Origin of the sequence: Mesorhizobium sp. M0152 (genome assembly GCF_040322415.1) — a bacterium.
GTDB lineage: Bacteria > Pseudomonadota > Alphaproteobacteria > Rhizobiales > Rhizobiaceae > Mesorhizobium.
In genome coordinates, this window is record NZ_JAMYTH010000003.1 from 259088 (window position 1) to 284441 (window position 25354).

Below are 25354 nucleotides of genomic sequence, written 5' to 3' on the forward strand. Positions count from 1 at the left end.
GCACGCGAGCAACGGAGGCACGGCGCAGCCATGCCTCCGTTGACGGCCTTGCAACGCATGCCTGCCGCTGACCGCTGAGTCTGCGGCCGACGCCAGCAATTCGGGGGCGACGCTGATCGACGCATTCCTTTCGGCCTCGGCGGCCGGCATCATCCAACTTCTCTCGCCCTACCCGCCCGGCTGGGGCGGGACTCTTTTGGTCGGACTGCTCCATTCGATCGAGATCGCGCTCGGCGCCACGTGCCTCGGCCTTTTGATCGGCACCGGCGGCGCCTATGGCAAGCTCTATGGCGGGCCGGTGGTGCGTGACCTGTTGGCGGTCTACACCACGATCGTGCGCGCCGTGCCGGAACTGGTGCTGATCCTGCTGCTTTATTATGCCGGTACCGACCTGATCAACCAGGCGCTGACGGCCATGGGTTATCAGCGCGTCGACGTCAGCGGGCTAGCGGCGGGCATCGCCGTTCTGGGCTTTGTCCAGGGCGCCTATTCGACCGAGGTCATCCGCGGTGCCATCCTGGCTATTCCGCAGGGCCAGATCGAAGCCGCGCGCGCGTATGGCATGTCTCCCGGCCTGATGCTGCGGCGCATAACATTGCCGGCCATGCTGCCCTTTGCCATACCAGGCCTCGCCAATCTCTGGCTGATCGCCACCAAGGACACGGCACTGCTGGCGGTCGTGGGTTTCTACGAACTGGCGCTGGCTACGCGGCAGGCCGCGGGCGTCACCAAAGCCTATTTCACCTTCTTTTTCGCCGCCGGCGTGCTTTACCTGCTGCTGTCGTTGCTTTCCAACCTCCTCATCGGCCGGGTAGAAGCCTGGTCGCGGCGCGGCATGCCTTCACTCAAGGAAGCACGCTGATGGCGAACGAGGCGGCCATCATCAACGTCGTCGCGCGAACATCGCTATGGCTGCAGCCGCACCGGATCGTGCTGATGCTGATCGCGCTCGGCCTTGTTCTGGGCGCCGCCTTTTTCATGCGCTGGGACTGGCTGCCGCAATATTATGAAATGGGATTGATCGGCCTCTGGCGCTCGCTGTGGATCCTGGCCGTCACCTGCGCGCTCGGCTTCCTGTTCGCCGTGCCACTGGGGCTGGCGCAAGCCACCGGCTCCTTCTGGTTCGCCGCACCCGCCAAGGTCTTCTGCACGGTCATCAGAGGCACGCCGCTGCTGATCCAGTTGTGGCTGCTCTATTACGGGCTCGGCTCGTTGTTTCCGCAATATCCGTGGATCCGCGAATCCTGGATGTGGCCGTATCTCAGGCAAGCCTGGCCGTATGGCGTGCTGGCGCTGACCTTGTCCTTCGCCGGCTATGAAGGCGAGGTGATGCGCGGCGCCTTCGCCGGCGTTCCGAAGGGGCAATTGGAAGCCGCCCGTGCCTTTGGCATGAGCCGCTGGAAGATCTTCCGCCGCATCTGGCTGCCGCAGGCCTTCTACCGTGCGCTGCCGACGCTGACCGGCGAAACCGTGCTGCAACTGAAATCGACGCCGCTGGTGGCGACGATCAGCGTCATCGACATCTTCGCCGTCTCGTCCAAGGTGCGGCAGGACACCTATCTCACCTACGAACCCCTGCTGCTGCTGGCGCTGATCTACATGACGATCACCGGCATCCTCGTCTTCGCCTTCGGCAGGATCGAGGCGCGGATTCCGAATAAGATTGGTTAGGGTTTAGCGAATAGCGAATAGCGAGTAGTGAGTAGCGAACGGCTCGCTGCTATGCTTGTTCCCCATCCCGCACCGACTACTCGCTATTCGCTCAGGAATTCAGGACGACCATGCAACTCAGTCTCGATCAGGCAAAAGGGCTCTGCCGGATGGCGGCACTTGGCGCCGGCGCCAACGAGGAAGCGGCGCAATCGCTCACTGCGTCGATCATAGCAGCCGAGGCGGAAGGGCTTTCGACCGTCGGACTGTCGCATTTCATCGACTATCTCGAAGCGCTCGAGGCCGGACGCATCGACGGCAATGCCGATCCGGTCATCACCAGGCCGGCGCTTGCCGTCTACCTCTCCGACGCGCGCGGCGGGCTGGCGCATACCGGCTTCGACCGCACCATCGACGACCTCGCCAAAGCCGCAAGGCTGTTCGGCGTCGCCATCTTCTCGCAGAAGAACGCCTATACATGCGGCGCGCTCGGCTACTTCACCGGACGGCTGGCCGCTCTGGGGCTGGTATCGTTCGCCGCCACCAACGGCCCGGCCGTCCTTGCCGGTTCGGGCTCGGTCAAGCCGGTCTACTGCACCAACCCGATGTCGTTTGCGGCACCCGCCGCCGACGGCGCGCCGCTGGTCATCGACCAGTCGTCGAGCGCGACTGCTTTCGTCAATATCCGCAAGGCGGCCGAGGACGGCAAGAAGATCCCCGAAGGCTGGGCGCTGGACGCCAGCGGCAACCCGACCACCGATCCGGCGGCCGCCATGAAGGGTGCCATGCTCGCCTTCGGCGGCCAGCGCGGCGCCAACATCGCGCTGATGGTCGAGGTGCTGGCGGCCGGCCTGTCGGGCGCCAACTGGTCACTCGACGCGCCATGGTTCAGCGGCGGCACGGACAGCCCTGGAACCGGCCTTTTCGTGCTTGCCGTCGAACCCAAGCTGCTCGATCCGGATTTCGAACAGCGGATGAAGAGCCAGCTCGACCGGCTGCGGCGGCGCTTCGGCGTGCATGTGCCCGGTCGTGCCCGCGCCGAAGCCGCCGAGAAGGCGCAAGCGCGCGGAATCACCGCGTCCAAAGCGGTTGTGCAGCGCATTTCCGAATTCGCCGAGCGCTATTCGGCCTGAATAACCCATTATTTCAGCTGGTTATCTGAAGCCTGCCCGCCTGCGGCGCGGCGCGGTGCGATTTTACTCGCGCCGCTGAACCTTTTCGCGCGTCGTGACGACCCAGCTTTGTCCAGGGCAAAAGGAAATCACCAGGACCAACACAGCGCCGACTTCGGCGCGGCCTGCAAGAAGGTCGGCGGCACCATGTCGGATGTTCAGGGCTGGGGTGGGCGTACTTGCTTCACGCCCTCCTGATACCGTCTCAGGTCAGGCCGCTCCGTCGGCCCCTGGCTTCGCATGGATGTCACCCGGAAAATCCCGCTTCGGCGGGGTTTTCTGCGTCTGATCCTCCGCGCCATATGCGTCAATAAAACCTGCCCATTCTGGTCAACTTTTGTTTATTTGACTTCGAGCGACCCGATCGGCCGTTTTGAGTCGATCGGCAACCAGAGGAGTCACAATGTCGGCAAGCACGGACAATCCCCGCAACGGCCTCATCATCCAGCCCCTTGGCCGGTTTTACGCAGCCCTGCACGATGGTGGAGAAACCATTCTCCGCGTCGTCGCCGGTGGATTTCTCGCCGTCCATGGTTCGCAGAAGATCACCAATCCCTTTGGTGCCGCCGAGATGGTCGAAAGCCTCGGCTTTTATCCCGGCGCCTTCTGGTCGCTGCTTTTGGCCTGCACCGAATTCTTCGGCGGCATCTTCATCGCCATCGGCTTTCTGACGCGCCCGGCCGCCTTTGCCGGCCTGTTCGTGCTGCTGGTCACCGTCTGGTTCCACTGGGTCACGATGGGCCAAGGTTATTCAGGCGCCGAGAAGTCGCTTCTGTGGGCCGCGATCCTGCTCTTCTTCGTCATTCGCGGCGGCAACCGCCACTCGGTCGACGCCCGCATCGGCAAGGCGTTCTGAACCGGTTTTGTCCTGACGCAATTCCAAAGGGAAAGCGCCATGCGCTTTCCCGGGAAAACCGCTTCGCACTTTCCTGGAATTGCTCAGAAAACAAGGATGGCAGCGACCACGCGTCGCCCTTTGCCTTTGGCGCGAAACGGATTATGAAACGGCTTCAGCCAAGCTTGCGAGCGCCGGAGCCAGCCATGACCGAAATCCTGCAGACCCCGAAGCTCGTCGTCGTCTTTGGCGGATCAGGCTTTGTCGGCCGCCATGTCGTGCGCGCGCTGGCCAAGCGCGGCTATCGCATCCGGGTCGCCTGCCGGCGGCCCGATCTCGCCGGGCACCTGCAGCCGCTCGGCAATGTCGGCCAGATCCAGCCGGTGCAAGCCAATGTGCGCGTGCGCTGGTCCGTCGACCGCGCCGTTCAAGGTGCCGACCATGTCGTCAACCTTGTCGCCATCCTGCACGAGAGCGGCCGGCAGAAATTCTCCGCCGTCCACGAGTTCGGCGCACGGGCCGTGGCCGAAGCGGCGCGCGCCGTCGGCGCCGGCCTGACCCATGTTTCGGCGCTGGGGGCGGATCTTCAGTCCCCATCCGACTATGCCCGCACCAAGGCGCTTGGCGAAAAGGCCGTGCTGGAAACGATCAACGATGCCGTCATCTTCCGGCCGTCGATCAATTTTGGGCCCGAGGACAGCTTCTTCAATCGCTTCGCCAATATGGCGCGTTATTCGCCGGTGCTGCCGCTGATCGGCGGCGGCCAGACCAAATTCCAGCCGGTCTATGTCGGCGACGTCGCCGAAGCGGTAGCGCGCTCGGTCGATGGTAAGATCGATCGCGGCCAGATTTACGAGCTCGGCGGCCCCAAGGTGCTGACCTTCAAGGAATGCATGGAAGAGCTGCTCGCCGTGGTCGAGCGCAAGCGCCTGCTGGTGCCCGTGCCGTGGTGGGTGGCCAACATCCAGGCCTCGATCCTCGGCCTGTTGCCCAATCCGCTGCTGACCAAGGATCAGGTGATGCAGCTGCGCGAACACAACATCGTTTCGGATGCCGCCAACAAGGCCAACCGGACATTCGCCGGGCTGGGCATCCAGCCGCAGTCGATCGGGAGCATCCTGCCGAGCTACCTCTGGCGCTTCCGCGCCGCCGGCCAGTTCCAGCAGCGCAGGCCCGCAGCGTAGTTCCAGCAGGGATTGCAACTCTCAGCGATGGCGGGGCGTGATCCGCATCGGCAAACCGCCTTGCGGCTGCGTGGTCAGTTTCTGTACCGGCCAGGGCTTCGTTTCGGCCGTGGCATCGAAGCGGAAGCGCGACAGCAGGATGGCCAGTGCGATGATCGCCTCCTGCATGGCGAAGCTGGCGCCGATGCAGACGCGCGGCCCCGCACCGAACGGCAGATACTGGAAGCGGTCGATCTTTTCGCGGTTTCCCGGATGGAAGCGTTCGGGCAGGAAGGCGTCGGGCCTGTCCCACAGTTTACGGTGGCGATGCACGACCCACGGCATCACCAGCACCGCGGCGTGTTTTGGGATATAAAGATCCTTCCACATCTCCGGTACGATCGGCTCGCGGTTGATCGACGGCGCCGGCGGGTAGAGCCTGAGCGCCTCGTCGAAAGCCGCGCGGGTCAACGGCATCGCATCGAGCCATTTCGTCGGATCGGGTTCGCGCGCCAGCACCTGGTCGATCTCCCGCTCGACCCTGTCGCGCTCCCATGGGGATTCGGCAAGGCAGTAAAGCGTCCAGCCCAGCGCCCTCGCCGTGGTTTCGTGGCCGGCGCCGATGAAGGTGATGATGTTGTCCTCGACCTCGGCCCGCGTCAGTCCGTCGGGGCCTTCGGCCTTGAGCAGCAGCGTCAGGAAATCCTGCGGCACGGCATCGGGATCACGCCTGAACTTTGCTTCGCGCATCTTGACCGTGTCGGTGACGATCTTGCGGAAATAGGCCATGGTCTTGCGGCCGCGGATGCGGGTCAGCCGCGGCAGCCAGTCGGGCGCCCGCAACAGGTCGAGCGGATCGACGCGGCCCATGGTCTCGAACAGACGGTCGATCTCGTTGCCGAAGCTGCCCGGCTCGCCTGATATCTCGCCTGAGAACAGCGTCTCTGCCAGGATGTCGTAGGTGAGCAGCGTCATGTCCTGGGCGATATCGGACGTGCCGCCGTCTTCGTAGCGGGTGGCGAACTCCAGCGTGCGCTTCAACATCGGCTGGGCAAAGCCAAAAATGTGGCGCGGCGTGAACACCGGCGCCATCGCCTTGCGCGACCGCTTCCAGACCTCGCCCTCGGCGGTCAGCAGGCCATCGCGCAGGATCGGCCGCAGGATCTTCTGGCGTACCGTGGCCATCTTGTAGTTCTTGGCATTGTCGACCAGCACATGGCGGATAAGGCCGGGATCGTTGGCAATGACCAGATGCCCACCAACACCATTCACCGAAATCCACGGCTCGTTGTAGGTTGGCTCGCCCCACAGTTCGAGCGGATTGCGATAGACGATGCGGATCATCTCCAGCGTCGAAGGCGGCGATGTGCGCGGCTTCGGCGCTGGAGGAACGAAGGGGGCGGGCTGCGTATCCATGGAGTGCTCCGCTGATGCACCAATGTAGTGACTGGCACTCCGGGCGTCCATGCGACCGAGGCTGAAATGTGAAGGCGGACGGCCGTTCATCCGATCGTGACCGCTCCCCCGAACGTCGCACCTTGTCCACCGGCACGCGCTGCCGTAGTGACAGTTACCAACGGATACCGCCAATCGAAGGAGCCAGCCTTGAAGCACCAGCTGAACATCATCATCGGCAGCACCCGGCCCGGCCGCGCCGGACCGGTTTTCGCCGAGTGGCTGGAGACATTCGCGCGCGAGCACGGGAAATTCGAACCGGTGCTGACCGACATCGACACCTTCAAGCTGCCGGTGCTGGACGAGCCGCATCATCCAAGGCTCGGCAATTACCAGAACAACCACACCAAGGCCTGGTCGAAGGCGATCGACGCCGCCGACGCCTTTGTGTTCGTGGCGCCGGAATATAATTATTTCGTGGCGCCTGCGATCGTCAACGCGATCGACTATCTCGCACGCGAATGGAAATACAAGCCCGCCGCCATCCTCAGCTATGGCGGTGTCTCCGGCGGCCTGCGCGCCGCGCAAGCGGTCAAGCCGCTGCTGACCGCCGTGGGAATAATGCCGATCCCTGAAGGTGTTTCCTTGCCGCTCTATCAGAAACTGCTCGAGACTGACGGCTCTTTCCTGCCGAGCGAACACGTGCGGGGCGGTGCCAAGACCATGCTGGACGAACTGTTGCGCTGGAGCCAGGCGTTGAAACCGATGCGCTCGATATAACGCTGGAACTCGACCGCAGCGGTCGGCTGGCGCCAAGATACAAGTTCATCATCAAGTTTTTCAGGGACCGGCTGGCGAAGATCGACGCGCGTCGTCCGTAGTCGGCCCGTCCCCTGGGAAATGCCCAGGGCTCCGTACTCAGGTTGGCAAAAAGGCCAGACGGCACCGGCAGCTTTTCATGATAGGATTTTTTTCCTTGACTTCGTGACCTCCGCCATGGTAGATATCCATCCATGGTTGATGCTTCTCAACCAACGCGCCGGCGAACGCTCCAGAGCAACCCGTCAACCCGGATTCGTTGTCCTGGGGAAATGCCTGCAAACCTTGGAAAAACCGCCTTTAGCGCCTATATCTAGGCAATATCAAAGGCCCGATTCGGGACCAATTTTCGCGCAGTACAAGCGGCATCTAGATAACAGGTTTTCATGAGCGACCAGACTGAGAACGCCAACGGCGCGGCAGCCGAGTACGGCGCCGATTCCATCAAGGTTTTGAAGGGGTTGGATGCCGTCCGCAAACGGCCTGGCATGTATATTGGCGACACCGACGACGGTTCGGGCCTGCATCACATGGTCTACGAGGTGGTGGACAACGCCATCGACGAGGCTTTGGCCGGGCACGCCGACCTCGTAACCGTGACGCTCAACCCCGACGGTTCGGTGACCGTCATCGACAATGGCCGTGGCATTCCGACCGATATCCACACCGGCGAAGGCATCTCGGCGGCCGAAGTGATCATGACGCAGCTGCATGCCGGCGGCAAGTTCGACCAGAACTCCTACAAGGTGTCGGGCGGCCTGCATGGCGTCGGCGTCTCCGTGGTCAACGCACTTTCGGCATGGCTGAGGCTGAAAATCCGCCGCAACGGCCAGATCTTCGAGATGAGCTTCACGCACGGCAATGCCGACGCGCCGCTGAAGGTGACCGGCACCTACGAGCAGAACAAGCAGCCGGGCACCTATGAGGGACGCAGCGGCAGCGAAATCACGTTCTTTCCGTCAGCCGAAACGTTCACCATGGTGGAGTTCGACTTCGGCACGCTGGAACACCGGCTGCGCGAACTCGCCTTCCTCAATTCAGGCGTGCGCATCGTTTTGACCGATGCCCGGCATGCCGACATCGTGCGCCATGAATTGCACTATGATGGCGGCCTCGAGGAATTCGTCAAATATCTCGATCGGGTCAAGAAGCCGCTGATCGTGAAGCCTATCGCCATCAAGGCCGAGCGCGACGGCATCACCGTCGAAGTGGCGATGTGGTGGAACGACAGCTACCACGAAAACGTGCTGGCCTTCACCAACAACATCCCGCAGCGCGACGGCGGCACGCATCTGGCCGGTTTTCGCGGCGCGCTGACCCGCCAGGTCACCGGATACGGCGATACTTCGGGCCTGACCAAGAAGGAAAAGGTGTCGCTGATCGGCGACGATTGCCGCGAAGGACTGACGGCCGTGCTTTCGGTCAAGGTTCCCGACCCGAAATTCTCTTCGCAAACCAAGGACAAGCTGGTCTCCTCGGAGGTCCGTCCGGTGGTCGAAGGGCTGGTCAACGAGGCGCTCGGCACCTGGCTGGAAGAGCATCCGGCCGAAGGCAAGATTGTCATCGACAAGGTGATCCAGGCCGCGGCGGCGCGCGAAGCCGCGCGCAAGGCGCGCGACATCACCCGCAAGAGCTCGCTCGGCGTCACCTCGCTACCCGGCAAGCTGGCCGACTGCCAGGAGCGCGACCCGGCGAAATCCGAGATCTTCATCGTCGAGGGTGACTCGGCCGGCGGCTCGGCCAAGGGCGGCCGCTCGCGCCAGAACCAGGCCATTCTTCCCTTGCGCGGCAAGATCCTCAATGTCGAGCGGGCACGCTTCGACCGCATGCTCGGCTCCGACATGATCGGGACGCTGATCACCGCGCTCGGCACATCGATCGGCAAGGACGAGTTCAATGCCGACAAGCTGCGCTATCACAAGATCATCCTGATGACCGATGCCGATGTCGACGGCGCCCACATCCGGACCTTGCTCTTGACCTTCTTCTTCCGGCAGATGCCGGAGCTGATCGAGCGCGGCCATCTCTACATCGCCCAGCCGCCGCTCTATAAGGTCACGCGCGGCAAGAGCTCGCAATACATCAAGAACGAGAGCGCTTTCGAGGAGTTCCTGATCGGCTCGGGGCTCGAAGAGGCCTCGCTTACGCTCGGCTCCGGCGAGGTTCGCGCCGGACAGGATCTGCGCGGCGCCATCGACGATGCACTGGCTGTGCGCCAGCTCATCAACGGCCTGCACACGCGCTACAACAGGGGCGTCGTCGAACAGGCCGCGATCGCGGGCGGGCTCAACCCAGACGTCTTTAGCGATCTCGGCCGCGCCAATGACATGGCCGAGCGGGTTGCACAACGCCTCGACATCATTGCCGAGGACACCGAGCGCGGCTGGACAGGCCGCATGTCGACCTCGAATGAGGGCAGCGGCGGCTACGTCTTCGAGCGTACGGTGCGCAGCGTCAAGGAATATGCCCATCTCGACATGGCACTGATCAATTCGGCCGATGCCCGCCAGCTCGACCGCTACGCACAGCGCCTCAGTGAGGTTTACGGGACGCCACCGGTGCTGCGCCGCAAGGATGTCTCCGAAACCGTTTCGGGGCCGCTGGCGCTGCTCAACGCGGTCTTTGCGACCGGCCGCAAGGGCCTGACGATGCAACGCTACAAGGGGCTTGGCGAAATGAACGCCGAGCAGCTCTGGGAAACCACGCTTGACCCGAATGTGCGCTCGCTCCTCCAGGTCAGGGTCAGCGATGCGACCGATGCGGACAGCCTGTTCTCGCGCCTGATGGGCGACGAGGTCGAGCCGAGGCGCGAATTCATCCAGGATAACGCGCTATCGGTTGCCAATCTCGATATTTGAAGTCTCGCTGGTGAAGTTTGCGATATTGGCGCGCCTTGTTGAGGCGCCAATATCTCTTCTGCCGCAACAAGTGATTTGAAGGCCGACCGGAACGGAAGACCCTTTCAAGCATTGTGACAGTATCGATCACGATTTCTTGCAAAGGAGGCTGCCATGGGGCGCGGCATCTTGCTCTGGTTGCTCGGGGTTCCGATCCCGATTATCATTCTCCTCCTGCTTTTCATGCGATAGGGGGCTTCCATGCAGTCGACCCTATCGGTTGTCGATGATCCCGTTTCGACGGAATCCTCTGCCACTGCCGTCAGTTGGGGACCGATCGTGGCCGGCGCTTTCGCGGCCTCGACGCTGACCTTCATTCTGATGCTTCTCGGCTCCGGCCTGGGGCTGAGTATGGTATCGCCTTGGGCGGGTTCGAGCGCCTCAGTCACCACCTTCGCGGTTTCCACGGCCATCTGGCTGATCGTCGTGCAATGGCTGTCAGCCGGCGTTGGCGGCTATCTTGCCGGGCGGCTGCGCACCAAATGGGTGGGCGTCCACACCGACGAGATCTATTTCCGCGACACGGCGCATGGCTTTCTCGCCTGGGCACTGGCAACATTGCTGGTCGTCGGCGTCCTCGGCTCGGCCCTGTCAGCGGCGGTCGGTTCAGGCGTCCAGGCTGTCTCCACCGTGGCTTCCGGCGCGGCGCTGGGCGCTTCGGCCGGTGCATCGGCCAATTCCGGCGGCGCATCGACCGACAATGCTACATCCTACCTGGTGGATTCCTTGTTCAGGCCGGCGGATGCCGCAAGGCTGGCGGCCGCCAATCCGCAAACCGATGCGGCAGCGGCCGCGCAGGCATCGCGCATCCTGATCGCAAGTGCCGCGGCGGGAGAAGTCTCGGCTGACGACAAGACCTATCTTGCGCAGCTGGTAGCCGCCCGCACCGGGCTTTCCGAAGCAGACGCCAAGACGCGCGTCGATACGTTGCTCGCAAAGGCACAGGACGCCAAGGTGAAGGCCCAGCAAGCGGCCGACACCGCCAGGAAAGCCAGCGCGACCTTCGCACTGCTTGGCGCTCTGTCGCTGGTCGTCGGCGCTTTCATCGCCAGTGCCGCGGCAGCCCTTGGCGGCAAGCAGCGCGACGACGAGGAAGCGGTGTTCCTGAGCAGCCGCTGAATTGACTACCCCGCATCGAACAAGAGGCCCGGCAGCGGGGCTTTTTGTTCGATGCTGTGGGTCTTACGCTTCATTGCCGACAGGTTGAGGGGCCGTCTCGACGGACCGCGGGGCAGGTTGCCTGTCCGCTATATGCGCCAGCAATCCGCTTTGGCCGACGGCAACATGACTGGCCAGGATGTGGCCGTTCGGATAGTCGCCGCCGTTTTGCGGCCGGAAGGGAATAGGCGGGGCCTCAAAGAGACCTTCGAGACGAAGACGCCAACTCTCCCGCGCCGCCGCCACGCCTTCCGCGGTGATGCCGACGGCGCCGTAGACCGCATGGGTGGGCAGCACGTCCATGCCGGGGAAGAACAGCGTGCCGTGGGTGATGGGGAAGAGCAACTGCTCGAGCGGCGCGTTGATACCTCGCGGCGAATAGTCTTTCTCCGGGCCGCCGACCATCACGGACAGCATTGCCCGCTTGCCCTTCAGGGCACCATCGCCATAGCGATATTTGTTGCCGGCGCCCTTGAAACCGTACGCCAGGCCATATGCAAAGACGCGGTCGACCCAGCCCTTGAGGATCGCCGGCATGCCGAACCACCAGAGTGGAAACTGCAAAATGACGGCGTCAGCGGCGAGGATTTTTTCCTGCTCGGCTTCGACATCCACGGTCTGCAGACCGTTGCCATAGGCATGCTCCGACTCGGCAATGAACCCGAGCCGGCTGTGGTCGAGTCGCGATGGAAAATCATGTTCGTCGAACGTGGCCTTCCAGTTCATGCCGTACAGGTCGGACAGCAGGACTTTGTGTCCTTGCTTCTCAAGTGTCTGGACACCGACATTGACAAGGGTGTGCGTCAGCGATGTGGGTTCAGGTTGTGCATGAACGATCAGAACTGTCTTCGTCATGATTTTCTTCTCCATTTGAGACCGGGATAAGAGGAGCCCGTCTCATGCGCTCCAGGCGGAGCGCACAGCCATGGCTACCGCGCGCAACGGTTCTGGGCCGCCCTTCTCTCTCGACCGGCGGACTTTGCGTTGCCGCGAGCTATATTGGAAATCGCAAAAATATTCGGCTACCATCCAAGCCATGGATAGCAACCGCCTCGACCTGAACCTCCTGATCACACTGGAAGCGTTGCTGGTGGAGCAGAACGTGACCAAGGCGGCCGCACGCCTCCACCTCAGTCAACCGGCGGTCAGCGCCCAGCTAAATCGCCTCAGGCATGTGTTCGACGATCCGCTGCTCATCCCCGTGCAGCGCGGAATGACGCCGACCGCCAAAGCGATCGAACTGCTCGATCCCTTGCGCCACGCCCTCGATCAGGTTCGCGCCACCGTCACCACGAACAGAAACTTCGACCCCTCAAGGGCAAGGCTGACGGTTACCATCGCCTGCACGGACTACCTGCAGGCAGCGATCGTCAGGCCGCTGGTCATGAAACTCAGGATGAGCGCGCCCGGGGTGCGCGTGGCGATGCGCAATCTTGATCTGCCGCAGCTTGCAGCCCAAATGGGGCGCGGCGACATCGATCTGGCGCTCATGACGCCGCAGGCCGCGCCGCCAAGTCTTCGCATGAGGCACCTGTTCGACGAGCGCTATGTACTCATCGGCCGTCGCGATCATCCGCGGCTGCGGGACCGGATCACGGTCGAGGAATATGCTCGAATGGAGCATGTGATCGTGTCCCTGATCGGAGGTGACTTCGTCACTCCTGTTGATACAGCCCTGGCTGCACTTGGACACAGCCGCGATGTGGTGCTCTCGGCGGCTTCATTCCTGTTCGTTCCCGAGATCGTGGCACAGTCCGACTTCGTGGCCCTGGTCCCGGAACGGCTGGTGCACGATCGGACCGACGAGCTGAAGCTGATCGAGTGTCCGTTCCCCGTGGAAGGGTTTGCGGTGGGCATGGTGTGGCACGAGCGCGTTCATGGACACAGCGGCCAACGCTGGATCCGGGAGGCCATTGTCTCGATGATCAACGCCTGGAACAGGGAGCGCGGCGGTGTCGCCGCGAACGCCGACCATCGGTGACGACGGAGGGGCCGACTGCGCCCCTCATTGTCAGCCGTGTTCGTTGCCCATCCGGATCAGTGATCCATGGCCTTGACGATCTCTTCGGTCATCTTCTTGGCGTCGCCGAGCAGCATCATGGTGCCGTCCTTGTAGAACAGCGTGTTGTCGATGCCGGCATAGCCGGAGCCGAGCGAGCGTTTGACGAACAGGCAGGTGCGCGCCTTGTCGACGTCGAGGATCGGCATGCCGAATATAGGGGAGCTCTTGTCATCTCGCGCGGACGGGTTGGTGACGTCGTTGGCGCCGATGACATAGGCTACGTCTGCTTGCGCGAATTCGGAGTTGATGTCCTCGAGCTCGAACACCTCGTCGTAAGGCACGTTGGCCTCGGCCAGCAGCACGTTCATGTGGCCAGGCATGCGGCCCGCCACAGGATGAATGGCATACTTCACGTCGACGCCATTGGCCTTGAGCTTGTCGGCCATTTCGCGCAGCGCATGCTGCGCCTGGGCGACCGCCATGCCGTAGCCCGGCACGATGATGACTTTCTGCGCGTTCATCATCAGGTAGGCGGCATCGTCGGCCGAGCCTTGCTTGACCGTGCGCTCGATGCCGTCGTCGGCCGCAGCCGCCGTCTCGCCGCCGAAGCCGCCAAGGATGACCGAGATGAAGCTTCGGTTCATGCCCTTGCACATGATGTAGGACAGGATCGCGCCGGACGAGCCGACCAGCGCACCGGTGATGATCAGCGCCAGATTGCCGAGCGTGAAACCGAGGGCCGCCGCCGCCCAGCCGGAATAGGAGTTGAGCATCGAGACGACGACCGGCATATCGGCGCCGCCGATCGGGATGATCAAGAGGATGCCGAGCACCAGGGAAGCGGCGACGATCAGCCAGAAGACCAGCTTCGATTCCGTTGCCACCAGGAGCACGATCAGCACGATCAGGGCGATGCCGAGGGCGGCGTTGATGAAGTGACGGCCGCCGATCATGATCGGCTTGCCGGACATGCGGCCATCGAGCTTGAGGAAGGCGATGACCGAGCCGGTGAAGGTGATGGCGCCGATGGCGACGCCAAGGCTCATCTCGATCAGGGCCTGGGCATGGATGTCTCCATCCGTGCCGATGCCAAAACTTTCCGGTGCGTAGATGGCCGCGGCCGCAACCATGACTGCGGCGAGGCCGACCAGCGAGTGGAAGGCAGCTACCAGCTGCGGCATCGAGGTCATGGCGATGCGTCGCGCGGTGACGGCGCCTACGCCGCCGCCGATGGCGAGGCCGAGCACGATCAGGCCGAAGCGACCGGCGGACGGGGTCGCCAGCGCCAGGGTGGTGGCGATGGCTATGCCCATGCCGATCATGCCGTAGAGGTTGCCCTGGCGGCTGGTGGTCGGATGCGACAGGCCGCGCAGCGCCATGATGAACAGGACGCCGGAAACCAGATAGAGGAAGGAGGCGAAGTTGGCGTTCATGGCGCTCTACTTGTCCTTCTTCTTGTACATGGCCAGCATGCGCTGGGTGACGAGGAAGCCGCCGAAGATATTGACCGACACCAGCATCAGCGCGACGAAGCCGAAGCCGGCGGCAACGCCGGAAGCCGCGATACCGACGGCAAGCAGCGCGCCGACGACTATGACCGAGGAGATGGCGTTGGTGACGGCCATCAGCGGCGTGTGCAGAGCAGGGGTCACCGACCAGACGACGTAATAGCCGACGAAGATCGCCAGCACGAAGATGGCGAAGCGGAAGACGAAAGGATCTATGGCGCCGCCGGAAAGCGCATGCGCGGCGTCACCGGCCGCCTCGGCACCGCCTGGAGCATTCGCGAGATTCTGCACCGCGAGCCGGACGGCAGCGCTTGCCTGGTCGAGCTGGTCGAGGGCTTTCTGCAAGGTCTGGTCCATCACGCAATGCCTTTCGACTTGGACGAGGGCGACTTGGGTGCGGCCGGTTTCTTGGGCGCGGCCTTCTTCGGCTTGGCCGAAGCGTCGGCGACCATGGTCGTGGCCTGGATGGCGGCCGGCTCGACATGGGGCTGCTGCTCGGCCCTGGCGAAGGCGGGATGGACGATCTTGCCGCCGTCGGTCAGCATCGTCGCCTTGACCAGATCGTCGCCGCGATTGATGGCCAGCGTCTTCGTCGTCTTGTCGACCAGCGTCTCGAGGAAGGCGAACAGGTTCCTGGCGTAGAGCAGCGAGGCGGATGCGGCGACGCGACCGGATACATTGAGATGGCCGACGATCTTGACCCCATTGGCCGTGGTCACCACCTGGCCCGGCTGAGCGCCTTCGACATTGCCGCCGCGCTCCACGGCAAGGTCGACGATCACCGAACCCGGCTTCATCGAGGCGACCATGGCGGCGGACACCAGCTTCGGCGCCGGCCTGCCGGGGATCAGCGCCGTGGTGATGACGATGTCCTGTTTGGCGATGTGTTCGGCGGTCAATGCCGCCTGTTTGGCCTGGTATTCCCTGGACATTTCCTTGGCGTAGCCGCCCGCCGTCTCAGCGGCCTTGAACTCGTCATCCTCGACCGCTAGGAATTTCGCGCCGAGCGAGGCGACCTGTTCCTTGGCGGCGGGGCGAACGTCGGTGGCGGTGACGACCGCGCCGAGCCGTCTTGCCGTGGCGATTGCCTGCAGGCCGGCGACGCCGACACCCATGATGAAGATCTTCGCCGCCGGAACCGTACCCGCCGCCGTCATCATCATCGGCAGCGCCCGGTCGTATTCCGAGGCCCCGTCGATCACCGCCTGATAGCCGGCGAGGTTGGCCTGCGAGGACAGCACGTCCATCGACTGCGCCCGGGTGATGCGCGGCATGAATTCCATCGAGAAGGCGGTGACGCCGGCCTTAGCCAGGGCTGCCACGGCGGCATCATTGCCATAGGGATCCATGATGGCGATCACAGCCGAACCGGGCTTGTAGCCCTTCAGTTCGGCATCCGTCGGCCGGCGAACCTTCAGCACGACATCGGCCTTGGCGGCATCGCCGGCCTTGCCGATGGTGGCGCCGGCCTTGGCGAACTCCTCATCGGTGATGCGCGACCTGGTGCCGGCGCTCGTCTCGACGACGACGCCGAAGCCCAGTCCCGCCAGCCGTTTCACCGTGTCGGGCGAGGCCGCGACGCGCGGCTCGTTCGCGTCGAGCTCACGAGGGATGAAAACCGTCTGTCCCACCGCATGATCCTTTCGGCTGGAACCTGCTTGCGCAAAATGTCGGCCGGGGCCCCGGCGACGTCAAAGGCAATGAGGTTTTGGAAGGTCTACCGCAGAATGAAGGCGCCAACGGCCATGATCAGGACGAACAGGATGACCGCTGAAAAGAAGCCGCCCGCGAAGAAGCCGAAAGCCATAGCCAGAAGCATGGCGCCGCAGAAAAGCGATCCGTATTTGGCCAGCATGAGAAAGCCCGCATAGGTGCGATCATGCTCGGCGTAATCCATCTTCGCGCCCAGTTCTACAGGACCGGTCGGCGTGTGGTCAGCCATAGGAATACCCCTTCGAAGACATCTTTCAGGCACATAGCGAAAAGCCGGGCCGAGAGCAATGGCGCTATTGCCGCATCGCAGCCGACAACTGCCTCAAGGGAAATTTGAAATTGCGGCCGACGTCAGGGCGCCCGGCCTGCTCCTGGCCTCAGCCAGCGAGGTGCGGGAAAAGCCCGAGCAGGCCGACGACGATCAGGTAAAGCGCGACGATATAGTTCAACAGCCGTGGCATCACCAGGATCAGCACACCGGCGATCAACGAGATAAGCGGAGTGAGCGCGAGCGTGGAAACAGTCATATCGGGTTCCTTTCGGATGAACGATCCGGACGAAGCGCGGGGCTACGGCAGCGCGCGGGGAAGCTCCGCGGCGGATGGGCAGAACTCCATTCAGGCAGCGCGATGATATTTCGCCGTCGGCACGATGGATAGGGGTGTCAGCCGGTTGATGGCCGGATTGGCAAACATCAGCCGCTGTTCGGTCGGCGTCGACCTGAAGAATGGGAACCGTTCGAGTGTCCGGCGCATATTTTCGCCGGCAGGGATTTCGAACAGGGCAATCCGGGTGAGAACGCCCGGAAATTCCTTAGCCTCGGTCCTCTGCACGGCATTGAAGTAACGGGCGTAAAAATTGGAATGGTCGACCTTGACCGGCGTCAGCACCGAGTTCTGGCCAAAATAGAGCGAGGCCACCATGGCAAGCCTGAGCGTCAGGAACGGCAGCACTCCGGGCGCGGGCGCGCCGTCGGGATCGGTTGCGAACCGGGTTCCGTCGATGAAGGTTTCGCCGCGGGCAAGTCGCTCGATCAGTATTTCCGGATAGGCATCGACGGAGGGCGAATTCGGGTGCTCGCTAGAAATGTAATGGAAGCGGATGGTGCTGACCAATTCGCCATAGAAATAGACACCGAACCGGTAGGAATTGGGCAGATTGTCCCAGCGATCCTCGAACATCCCGCTGGCGATTGGGCCGCACATGCCTGAGCGCAGATAGGATTTATAGCGAAGTCGATAAATCGCCTCCAAATCCTCGCCCCCGGTAATGAGGCGATAATCGACATGCTCCAGCAGTTGCATCATCGATCGATTCAGCACCGAATCCCCGGCTGATCCGACCGCGCCAGCCGTATCCCTTGCAGCCCCTGCAGCATTCATTATCTGTCCTCGAAATTCCGCCTACGAATAGGCTATTCGAGTTGAAATGAGACACAAGCTGAAATTTGGAAGTTATTGATTTACCTTTCGTTAACCTTAACGAGGGCGCGCCTGAGAATGTCAGCAGCCTTGGGATCAGCCGGGCGCCCGCGCCTGCGTTCATCCTTCAAGCGGGCTCTGAGGAAGACCCTTTTTCACGGCGTTGCGCGAAGCAGAATCGCGGCAGGACTGGTATCCTGAAGTTCACAAGTCGACATCAAGGGCAGTGCGATAATCGAAAGAAGCCGGGGATCTAAATCAAGCGAGCTTCGAACACTAACTGGCTGTCCGTTTGCCGGTGAGACGCAGGTCAGCTGCGAATGGCCAGGTGACATTCGACATCGTCTCGATACCCGACGCACTAAGCGCGGCTCCGAAAAGGAAGCCTTGCACGAGATCCGGTTTGACCTGCAAGGCCAGGATCTTGAGCTGCTCAAAGGTCTCGACGCCTTCGATGGTTACGGAAAGTCCCAGCGGCCGCGACAGGTTGACGATGCCCTTGAGCAGTTCCAGCGAACGCGGGTTCTGGGTGACGTCTATCAGGAACGACCGGTCGATCTTGATCTTGTCGAGCGGCAGCTTGTGAAGGTAGCTCAGGCTCGAATAACCGGTGCCGAAATCGTCGAGGGCAATGCGCACGCCGAGCTGTTTCAGTTCCTCGATGTACTGGCGCGTCAGCGACTTGTCGTCGAGCAACGCCGTTTCGGTGACCTCGATCTCCAGCCGGCCAGGGGCGAGGCCGGAACTGGCCAACGCATCACGAACCTTCTGGACGACGTCGCGGTTGCGGAAATCCTTGGCGGAGAGATTGACCGAGACGCTGGTCTGGTCCGGCCATTTGGCGCATTCCGCGCAAGCCGCCTCCAGCACGAAGGTGCTGATCTCGGATATGATGCCGATTTCCTCTGCCAGCGGAATGAAGGTGCTGGGCGAAACCGGCCCAAGATCGGGATGGTCCCAGCGGCACAACGCCTCGCAGCTGGCGATACGCATGGTGCTCATCGCCACGATCGGCTGATAGACTACGCGCAGGGCTTTGCTTTCCACCGCACCGCGCAGATCCGCCTTCATCGATTGACGGTTGCGGAACGCGGCATCCATGGCGGCTTCGAACAGCCGCCAGCCGTTCTTGCCAAGCTCCTTGGCCTTGTAGAGCGCCAGATCCGCCTTGACGATCATGGCGTCGACATCGCTGTCCCTGACCCGCGACAGCACGGCGCCGCCGCTGGCCTGGATCCGTAGCCCGTGGCCGGCGACGTCCACTTCCCCCTGCAGCGCTGCGAAGATTTCGTCGGTCTGGCTGGCCAGATGGCTCTCGTCCTCGACACGGTCGAAGAAAACCATGAATTCATCGCCGCCGAAACGGCTGATGGTGATGCCTTGCCCGGCAATGGCGGCGAGCCGTTCGGCGACCGCGTAGATCAGGCCGTCTCCGATCGGATGCCCAAGCGTGTCGTTGACACTCTTGAAGTCGTCGAGGTCGAGCACCGCCAGGCCACACAGACGGTCGCGGTCGCCTGAGGCCATGGCCTCGCCGACCAGTTCGTGGAAATAAGCACGATTGGGCAGGCCGGTGAGATTGTCGTAGCGCGCCATGGATCGGATCTTGTCTTCCGCCTCGACACGGGCGGTGACGTCCTCGAAGGTGATAACACCCAGATCCTGGCTGCCTTCTCGGGCCGAAAATTCATAGTGCTGGCCGTTGGCGAGAGAAACCAGCACCTTGCGGTCGCGGCCCTCGCGCAGCGCCCGCGTCAGCTGCGCCTCGATATAGCGGCAGTCCTTCGGCGCCAGCATGCCACCCGCGACGCCGCGCATCAGGAGGCCGTGAATCGAGCGCCCGAGCAACTCATCGGGCGACCTCAGCGACATCAGATGCGCGGCCTCGGCGTTGGCCACAGCCACCCTGCCGTCCGGGTCAAGCATGACCAGGCCGTGCGACATTGTGTTGAGGGCGCGATCGAACCTGTGCGCGAGCGTCTTTGCTTCCTTATGGCCGATGACCGCCGAGAAAAGCACGTTGCGGACGTGGTCGGCGCTGTTGATCGTGATGAAAGTCATCGGGATGATCATCAGCCCGAAAACGACCGAGGGAAGATCCATGCGCAGCAAGAGTGCGAGAGCTGCCGGACCGATGAACGTCACGGAAAAAATCCGCACCATGCGCGGGGATCCGTAATTCCGGCCGACAACCGTGACCAGGGTTCCCAAGCTCAGCGACGTCGCCACCATTTCGGCGAACGGATCGGGATACACATAGATCGATATGAAGCATAGTGCGCCCAACCCGAGCCCTTGCAGGCTGCCCTTGAGGATGTAGTTGCGCTCCCATCGCTGCGCCTCTTCGACATCGGCTATTACGCCGCCCGCCTTCTGGAAGCCGCGAATGCCGAAATAGCGGAAAAGGCTGATGGACAGCAGAACAAAGGAAAAAGCCAGGAACAACGGATTGCGCGTGTGCAAGAAGATCATGAATCCGAGGATCCAGTAGCACGCGCCGCCGATCACCAGCATGTGGGCGTTGTCGAACAACGACCGCACAAACTGGATATAAACATCCGCCGGGATGTTTTCGGTCTTTGTTCTGCCCATATCGTCGGCCCAACGCTAGGCCCTGTCATGCCACACCCGCCTTAAGAAAAGCTTAGAACAGTGGGGCCGGCTCGGCTGCCGAGGGCGCGCAGATCCAGGACAGAGTGGGAAAATCAAGGCATCGGTAAATACGCGTACCGATCACTCAGCGGCTTGAAGCTCCGGTCGCGAAGGCGTGTTCGACAGGCGAGCGATAAGCCTTTGGCGCTCGCCGGCGGCCTTTTCTGCGCTGGCTTGCCGGACATGGCCATAACCGCGGATGAGCGCCGGCACCGAGGCAAGGGCGATCGCCGCATCGACGTTGCCGGGGGCCACTGAGTTGGTGACAAGCCTAAGATCGGCCTCGTATTGCGCCAGCAATTGGCGCTCCATGCGCCGCTCTTCGGTATAGCCGAACAGGTCGAAGGCCGTGCCGCGCAAGCCCTTCATCGCCGCCAGCAGGCGAAAACCCTTCATCATCCAGGGGCCGAAGCTCGATTTCCTCGGTTTGCCGTCGTTGCCGCGACGGCCCATGACCGGCGGCGCGAGATGGAATTCGAGTTTTTTGTAGCTCTGGAACTGTTTGCCAAGCTCGGCGGCAAAGGAGCCGTCCGTATAGAGCCGTGCCACCTCGTACTCATCCTTGATCGCCATCAGCTTGAACAGGTTCCTGGCCGCCGCCAGGGTCACCGAGGTTGAGCCTGGCACGGCCTTGGCCTCGGCGGCGCGCAGGACAGCCAGCCTGTCGGCATAACGCCTGCCGTAGGCGGCGTTCTGATAGGCGGTGAGGAAGGCGACGCGGCGGGCAATGATGTCGTCCAGCGTCTCGGCGACAGCAGCGGCCTGCCCTGGTTTGCCCGGCTGGGCGACAAGGCCGCGCACGAAATCCGGCTGATGTGCGGCACGGCGGCCCCAGCGGAAGGCGGCAATGTTCATAGCCACCGCTTCGCCGTTCAATCCTATGGCCTTTTCAATAGCTTCGGCCGAAAGGGGAAGGCCGCCATGCTGGAAGGCGAAGCCGAGCATGAACATGTTGGCGCCGAGCGAATTGCCGAACAGGGCGGTGGCGGTGCGGGTGGCGTCGAAGAAATGTGCCTTGTCGTCGCCGGCGGCAGCGCGGATCGCCTTCTTCAGGCGCTCGACCGGCAACGAGAAATCGGCCGAGCGGGCGAACTCGCCGGGCATGATCTCAGCGGTGTTGGCGAGGAAGATGGTGTGGCCCTCGCGCACCGCGGTCAGCACCTTCTTGGCGCCCGATACGACGAGATCGCAGCCAAGCACGAGGTCGGCCTTCCCCGCAGAAACACGGATGGCGTGGATGTCGTCAGGCGTGCGGGCGATGCGGACATGGGTGAACACCGAGCCGCCCTTCTGGGCGAGGCCGGCCATGTCTATCATGCCGCAGCCCTTGTCCTCGAGATGCGCCGCCATGCCGAGCACCGCACCGACGGTGACGACGCCGGTGCCGCCGACGCCGTCGATGATCGCCGCCCAGCCTTGCTCGCCAAGCGGGAATTCGGCAGGGACAGGCACGCCTTCGAGCGGATCGGTCTTGCCCGCCAGGCCTTCGGCCTTGCGGATCTTGGCGCCGTGCACGGTAACGAAGGAGGGGCAGAAGCCGTTGACGCAGGAAAAATCCTTGTTGCAGCTCGACTGGTCGATCCTGCGCTTGCGGCCGAATTCGGTCTCGACCGGCTGGATCGAGACGCAGTTCGACTGCACGCCGCAATCACCGCAGCCCTCGCAGACCAGCTCGTTGATGAAGATGCGCTTGTCGGGATCGGGAAAGGTGCCGCGCTTGCGGCGGCGGCGCTTTTCGGCGGCGCAGGTCTGGTCATAGATCAGGATCGAGACGCCCCTGATGCCGCGCAACTCGCGCTGGACGAGATCGAGGTCGTCGCGATGGTGGATGGTGGCGCCGGCCGGGAATTCCGCCTTCCCCGCATATTTGTCGGGCTCATCGGTGACGATGGCAATGCGCTCGACGCCCTCCGCCCGCACCTGCCGGGCGATCATGTCAACCGTCAGGCCGCCCTCATGCGGCTGGCCGCCGGTCATGGCGACGGCGTCGTTGTAGAGGATCTTGTAGGTGATGTTGGCGCCCGACGACAGCGCGAAGCGGATCGCCAGCGTGCCGGAATGGTTGTAGGTGCCGTCGCCGAGATTCTGGAAAATGTGATCGCGCTTGGAGAAGGGCGCCTGGCCGACCCACTGCGCGCCCTCACCGCCCATGGCGGTGAAGCCGAGCGTGTTGCGGTCCATCCAGAGGGCCATGAAATGGCAGCCGATGCCGGCCGCGGCGATCGAGCCGTCCGGCACCTTGGTCGAGGAATTGTGCGGGCAGCCCGAGCAGAAGAAGGGCGTGCGCGAGCCGATGTCGGTGGCGTCGGCAAGCATTGCCTGGAACTGGCGCAATTTGGCCACCCGCGCCGAGATCTCCTCGGACGGACCGATGGTCCTGACGATCCGCTCGCCAAGCGCGATGGCGATCTCGTTGGGATCGAGCGCGCCCTTGGCCGGGAAAAGCCAGTCGCCTCGCTCATCCTTCTTGCCCACGATGATGGGCTGCGTGGCGGTGCCGTAGAGGCTCTCGCGCAGTTGCACCTCGATCAGCGAGCGCTTCTCCTCGACGACGACGATGGTGTCCAGGCCGCGTGCAAACTCGGCGATATGCTGCAGATCGAGCGGCCATGGGCAGCCGACCTTGAACAGCCGCACGCCGATGCGGTTGGCGGCCGCCTCGTCGACGCCAATGTCCTCGAGCGCCTGGCGGACGTCGAGATAGCTCTTGCCCAGCGTGATGATACCGAGCTTGGGGCTGCGGCCGCCGGAATAGACGATGCGGTTCAGCCCGTTGGCGTGGATGAAGGCGGAAGCGGCGGCGCGCTTGTATTCATGCAGCCGCTCCTCCTGACCGAGCATGTCGATCTCATGGCGGATGTTGAGGCCGCCCGGCGGCATGGCGAAATCCGGCACGACGATATCGAGCCGTTCGAGCGCGGCATCGACCGAGGCCGTCGATTCGATATTGTCCTTGACGCATTTGATCGCCGCCCAGGTGCCGGCAAAGCGCGACATGGCAAAGCCGTATAGGCCGTAGTCGATGATCTCCTGGACGCCGGCCGGGTTTAGGATCGGCACCATGGTGTCGACGAACAGGAATTCGGTGGCATGCGCATTGGTCGAGGATTCGGCCATGTGGTCGTCGCCCATCAAAGCGAGCACACCGCCATGTTTGGACGAGCCGGCGAGATTGGCGTGACGGAAGACGTCTCCCGAGCGATCCACGCCAGGCCCCTTGCCGTACCAGACCGAAAAGACGCCGTCATGGGTGCCCTCGCCCAGCAGTTCCGTCTGCTGTGCCCCCCAGCAAGCGGTTGCCGCCAGTTCCTCGTTAAGGCCGGGCTGGAAGACGATATCGGCCTGGGCGAGCTGCTTCTGTGCCTTCCACAGCTGCATGTCGAGGCCGCCTAGCGGCGAGCCGCGATAGCCGGAGACAAAGCCGGCCGTGTTCAGACCCGCACGACGGTCGCGTTCGCGCTGCATCAGAAGCATGCGGATGACCGCTTGCGCGCCGGATAGGAAGATGCGCTCCTTCCCCAAATCGAACTTGTCGTCGAGCGCGACATCATGCAGCGTCATCAGGCATTTCCTCTGCGAAGGCGCGCGGGGGCAGGCAGCCAACGTCGGGAGTCGGATGACGCATCCTTTCTTCCCTTGCAAGTGAGGTCAAACAAAATCGCAGGTGCCAGGCGGCGCGCAACGAACGTTCGCCGCCATTTCCGAATCCGGTACGAAACCGGCCTGCTAACGTGGCCCGGCGAACGAAAATTTCGCCGCGACGAGTCTGGCAACGACGCGTCAGGTCCCCTTCGAGCAATCCGGCTTCGGTTCGCCCGGCAGCTTGCCGTCGGGATGGCCGACGAGATCGGGATTGGGCGTATAGAGCTGGTCGATGACCAGCGGGCGGTCGGGCAGCACCGACTGGTCTTCCGTCGACATCAGTGTGGTGTCGATCTTCTGGAGGACCGCACCGTCGGCACCCTTGATGCTGATGGCGATCGCATAGGGCTTGTTCTTGACGACGCAAGTCAGCGCCGGGCTCTCCAGCGTAACCTTGTCGAGCTTCGGCCAGACCTTCTGCTCGACCACCAGCGGCGCGCCGCCGGCCGGATTCTGGAAGCTGGCGACCGCCACCTGGCCCTCTCCCATCGGCTTCAGGGGCCGCAGCGTGACCACATAGGTCGCCCGGGCGAGGCGGTAGTTGAAGACAAATATCTTGCCCGAAATCTCGAACAGCCTCCCCTCGCCCTCCTTGCCGGCGTCGCGGCAAGCGCCGAGCGCGACGGCGGCAGCCAGTGCGGCACCGACGACGACCGAACGGGAAAATCCTCTAAGCATGTTTGACCTCATTGGCCGCCATGCGGCGGCGGCGATAATGGCGACTTGCCTTCTGACGATTGCCGCACACCGCCATGTCGCACCAAAGGCGGCTGGCATTTCGGCTCCTGTCGACGAACAGCCAGGTGCAGTTGGGACAGATCCTCAGCCTCGCGATGGTGTCGTCGCGCAGCAGCGACAGGGCGGAAACCGCGAGCGCCGCCTCGAAGGCGATCGGCGTTGCCGGGTCGCCGAAAGGCCTCCCCGGCGCGCCGATCCCGGTCCGGCTGCCCGCCAGGCCGTCGGCACAGGCTCTCAGGAACCCAGGGAGATCCGCCGTGGCGACCGCACCGTTCGACACCGCGCCGCGGAACAGCCGGTCCGTCGTCTCGCGGATCGACAGCACCACAGGTGCGATCGCCACGGGTGAGGACACCACCAGAGGCCTGCCACCGAGTTCAGAGGCGCGGAAGCCGCTAGCGGCATCGGCGAAGCGAGCGATCTCGACCGGATCATCGAAGCGGTCGAACGTCTTCTCCGGATCGCCGCGCAGCACGACGGTGTTCGCGGTGTCGAGCGCGAGCAGGCCGCCGGTGAACCGGTGCGGTGTCCAGGATACGGTCATGCCCGAAACTAACCGATAAATCGCATTTGACAAGTTAGATTCAGC

At 63.1% G+C, this 25354-nt stretch carries 21 protein-coding genes; 9 read left to right on the forward strand and 12 right to left on the reverse strand.

Annotation, left to right across the window (positions count from 1 at the left end; genetic code table 11):
• Nucleotides 1-148: 148 nt before the first annotated feature.
• The 5 genes from NKJ26_RS05145 to NKJ26_RS05165 all read left to right on the forward strand — a co-directional run bounded on the left by NKJ26_RS05145 (nt 149) and on the right by NKJ26_RS05165 (nt 4841).
• The gene (locus tag NKJ26_RS05145; protein WP_352694288.1) at nt 149-862 is read left to right on the forward strand and encodes an ABC transporter permease; all 714 of its coding nucleotides are present in this window, start codon (nt 149-151) and stop codon (nt 860-862) included.
• Nucleotides 862-1671 carry an ABC transporter permease gene (locus NKJ26_RS05150; RefSeq protein ID WP_352694199.1) on the forward strand — a complete coding sequence of 270 codons (810 nt, stop codon included), beginning with the start codon at nt 862-864 and terminating at the stop codon, nt 1669-1671. The genes NKJ26_RS05145 and NKJ26_RS05150 overlap by 1 nt, the downstream gene beginning before the upstream one ends.
• Nucleotides 1672-1781: 110 nt before the next feature.
• Complete coding sequence (locus NKJ26_RS05155; protein WP_352694201.1) at nt 1782-2783, forward strand: Ldh family oxidoreductase; 1002 nt, start codon at nt 1782-1784, stop codon at nt 2781-2783.
• Between the two features lie 442 nt (nt 2784-3225).
• On the forward strand, nt 3226-3678 hold the full coding sequence (locus NKJ26_RS05160; RefSeq protein ID WP_352694202.1) for a DoxX family protein: 453 nt from the start codon (nt 3226-3228) through the stop codon (nt 3676-3678).
• Nucleotides 3679-3863: 185 nt separating this feature from the next.
• The gene (locus NKJ26_RS05165; RefSeq protein WP_352694204.1) at nt 3864-4841 is read left to right on the forward strand and encodes a complex I NDUFA9 subunit family protein; all 978 of its coding nucleotides are present in this window, start codon (nt 3864-3866) and stop codon (nt 4839-4841) included.
• Between the two features lie 21 nt (nt 4842-4862).
• Here NKJ26_RS05165 and NKJ26_RS05170 read toward each other — a convergent pair whose 3' ends face one another.
• A complete protein-coding gene (locus NKJ26_RS05170; protein ID WP_352694206.1) occupies nt 4863-6236 on the reverse strand; it encodes a cytochrome P450 in 1374 nt (457 codons plus the stop codon).
• A gap of 189 nt (nt 6237-6425) precedes the next feature.
• Between NKJ26_RS05170 and NKJ26_RS05175 the strand changes: the two genes are divergently transcribed.
• The 3 genes from NKJ26_RS05175 (at nt 6426) to NKJ26_RS05185 (ending at nt 11050) form a co-directional block, all read left to right on the forward strand.
• On the forward strand, nt 6426-6995 hold the full coding sequence (locus NKJ26_RS05175; RefSeq protein ID WP_352694208.1) for an NADPH-dependent FMN reductase: 570 nt from the start codon (nt 6426-6428) through the stop codon (nt 6993-6995).
• 425 nt (nt 6996-7420) lie between these two features.
• Complete coding sequence (gene gyrB / locus NKJ26_RS05180; protein ID WP_352694210.1) at nt 7421-9892, forward strand: DNA topoisomerase (ATP-hydrolyzing) subunit B; 2472 nt, start codon at nt 7421-7423, stop codon at nt 9890-9892.
• A gap of 240 nt (nt 9893-10132) precedes the next feature.
• A complete protein-coding gene (locus NKJ26_RS05185) occupies nt 10133-11050 on the forward strand; it encodes a hypothetical protein (protein ID WP_352599949.1) in 918 nt (305 codons plus the stop codon).
• A gap of 63 nt (nt 11051-11113) precedes the next feature.
• Here NKJ26_RS05185 and NKJ26_RS05190 read toward each other — a convergent pair whose 3' ends face one another.
• Nucleotides 11114-11959 carry an NAD(P)H-dependent oxidoreductase gene (locus tag NKJ26_RS05190; RefSeq protein WP_352694213.1) on the reverse strand — a complete coding sequence of 282 codons (846 nt, stop codon included), beginning with the start codon at nt 11957-11959 and terminating at the stop codon, nt 11114-11116.
• A 55-nt stretch (nt 11960-12014) separates the two neighbouring features.
• Here NKJ26_RS05190 and NKJ26_RS05195 point away from each other — a divergent pair, with 55 nt between their 5' ends.
• A complete protein-coding gene (locus NKJ26_RS05195; protein WP_352694215.1) occupies nt 12015-13070 on the forward strand; it encodes a LysR family transcriptional regulator in 1056 nt (351 codons plus the stop codon).
• A 56-nt stretch (nt 13071-13126) separates the two neighbouring features.
• Here NKJ26_RS05195 and NKJ26_RS05200 read toward each other — a convergent pair whose 3' ends face one another.
• The 10 genes from NKJ26_RS05200 to NKJ26_RS05245 all read right to left on the reverse strand — a co-directional run bounded on the left by NKJ26_RS05200 (nt 13127) and on the right by NKJ26_RS05245 (nt 25309).
• A complete protein-coding gene (locus NKJ26_RS05200) occupies nt 13127-14524 on the reverse strand; it encodes an NAD(P)(+) transhydrogenase (Re/Si-specific) subunit beta (protein WP_352694217.1) in 1398 nt (465 codons plus the stop codon).
• Nucleotides 14525-14530: 6 nt separating this feature from the next.
• Nucleotides 14531-14956, reverse strand: coding sequence for a proton-translocating transhydrogenase family protein (locus NKJ26_RS05205; RefSeq protein WP_032919126.1), 426 nt, complete (start codon nt 14954-14956; stop codon nt 14531-14533).
• Entirely contained in the window at nt 14956-16230 is a 1275-nt protein-coding gene (locus tag NKJ26_RS05210; RefSeq protein WP_352694219.1) for a Re/Si-specific NAD(P)(+) transhydrogenase subunit alpha, read from the reverse strand. Before NKJ26_RS05210 ends, NKJ26_RS05205 begins: the two co-directional genes overlap by 1 nt.
• A gap of 86 nt (nt 16231-16316) precedes the next feature.
• Complete coding sequence (locus tag NKJ26_RS05215; RefSeq protein WP_352694221.1) at nt 16317-16541, reverse strand: aa3-type cytochrome c oxidase subunit IV; 225 nt, start codon at nt 16539-16541, stop codon at nt 16317-16319.
• Between the two features lie 148 nt (nt 16542-16689).
• Complete coding sequence (locus NKJ26_RS05220) at nt 16690-16839, reverse strand: DUF3096 domain-containing protein (protein ID WP_081689377.1); 150 nt, start codon at nt 16837-16839, stop codon at nt 16690-16692.
• Nucleotides 16840-16929: 90 nt separating this feature from the next.
• Entirely contained in the window at nt 16930-17619 is a 690-nt protein-coding gene (locus tag NKJ26_RS05225) for an N-acyl amino acid synthase FeeM domain-containing protein (RefSeq protein WP_352694224.1), read from the reverse strand.
• Nucleotides 17620-18009: 390 nt separating this feature from the next.
• Nucleotides 18010-20325 (reverse strand): putative bifunctional diguanylate cyclase/phosphodiesterase, encoded by a 2316-nt coding sequence (locus NKJ26_RS05230; protein ID WP_352694226.1) that lies wholly within the window; start codon nt 20323-20325, stop codon nt 18010-18012.
• 141 nt (nt 20326-20466) lie between these two features.
• The gene (locus NKJ26_RS05235; RefSeq protein ID WP_352694229.1) at nt 20467-23988 is read right to left on the reverse strand and encodes an indolepyruvate ferredoxin oxidoreductase family protein; all 3522 of its coding nucleotides are present in this window, start codon (nt 23986-23988) and stop codon (nt 20467-20469) included.
• A gap of 177 nt (nt 23989-24165) precedes the next feature.
• Nucleotides 24166-24705, reverse strand: coding sequence for a hypothetical protein (locus NKJ26_RS05240; RefSeq protein WP_352599933.1), 540 nt, complete (start codon nt 24703-24705; stop codon nt 24166-24168).
• Nucleotides 24698-25309 carry a CGNR zinc finger domain-containing protein gene (locus NKJ26_RS05245; protein ID WP_352694290.1) on the reverse strand — a complete coding sequence of 204 codons (612 nt, stop codon included), beginning with the start codon at nt 25307-25309 and terminating at the stop codon, nt 24698-24700. The genes NKJ26_RS05240 and NKJ26_RS05245 overlap by 8 nt, the downstream gene beginning before the upstream one ends.
• Nucleotides 25310-25354: the final 45 nt, after the last annotated feature.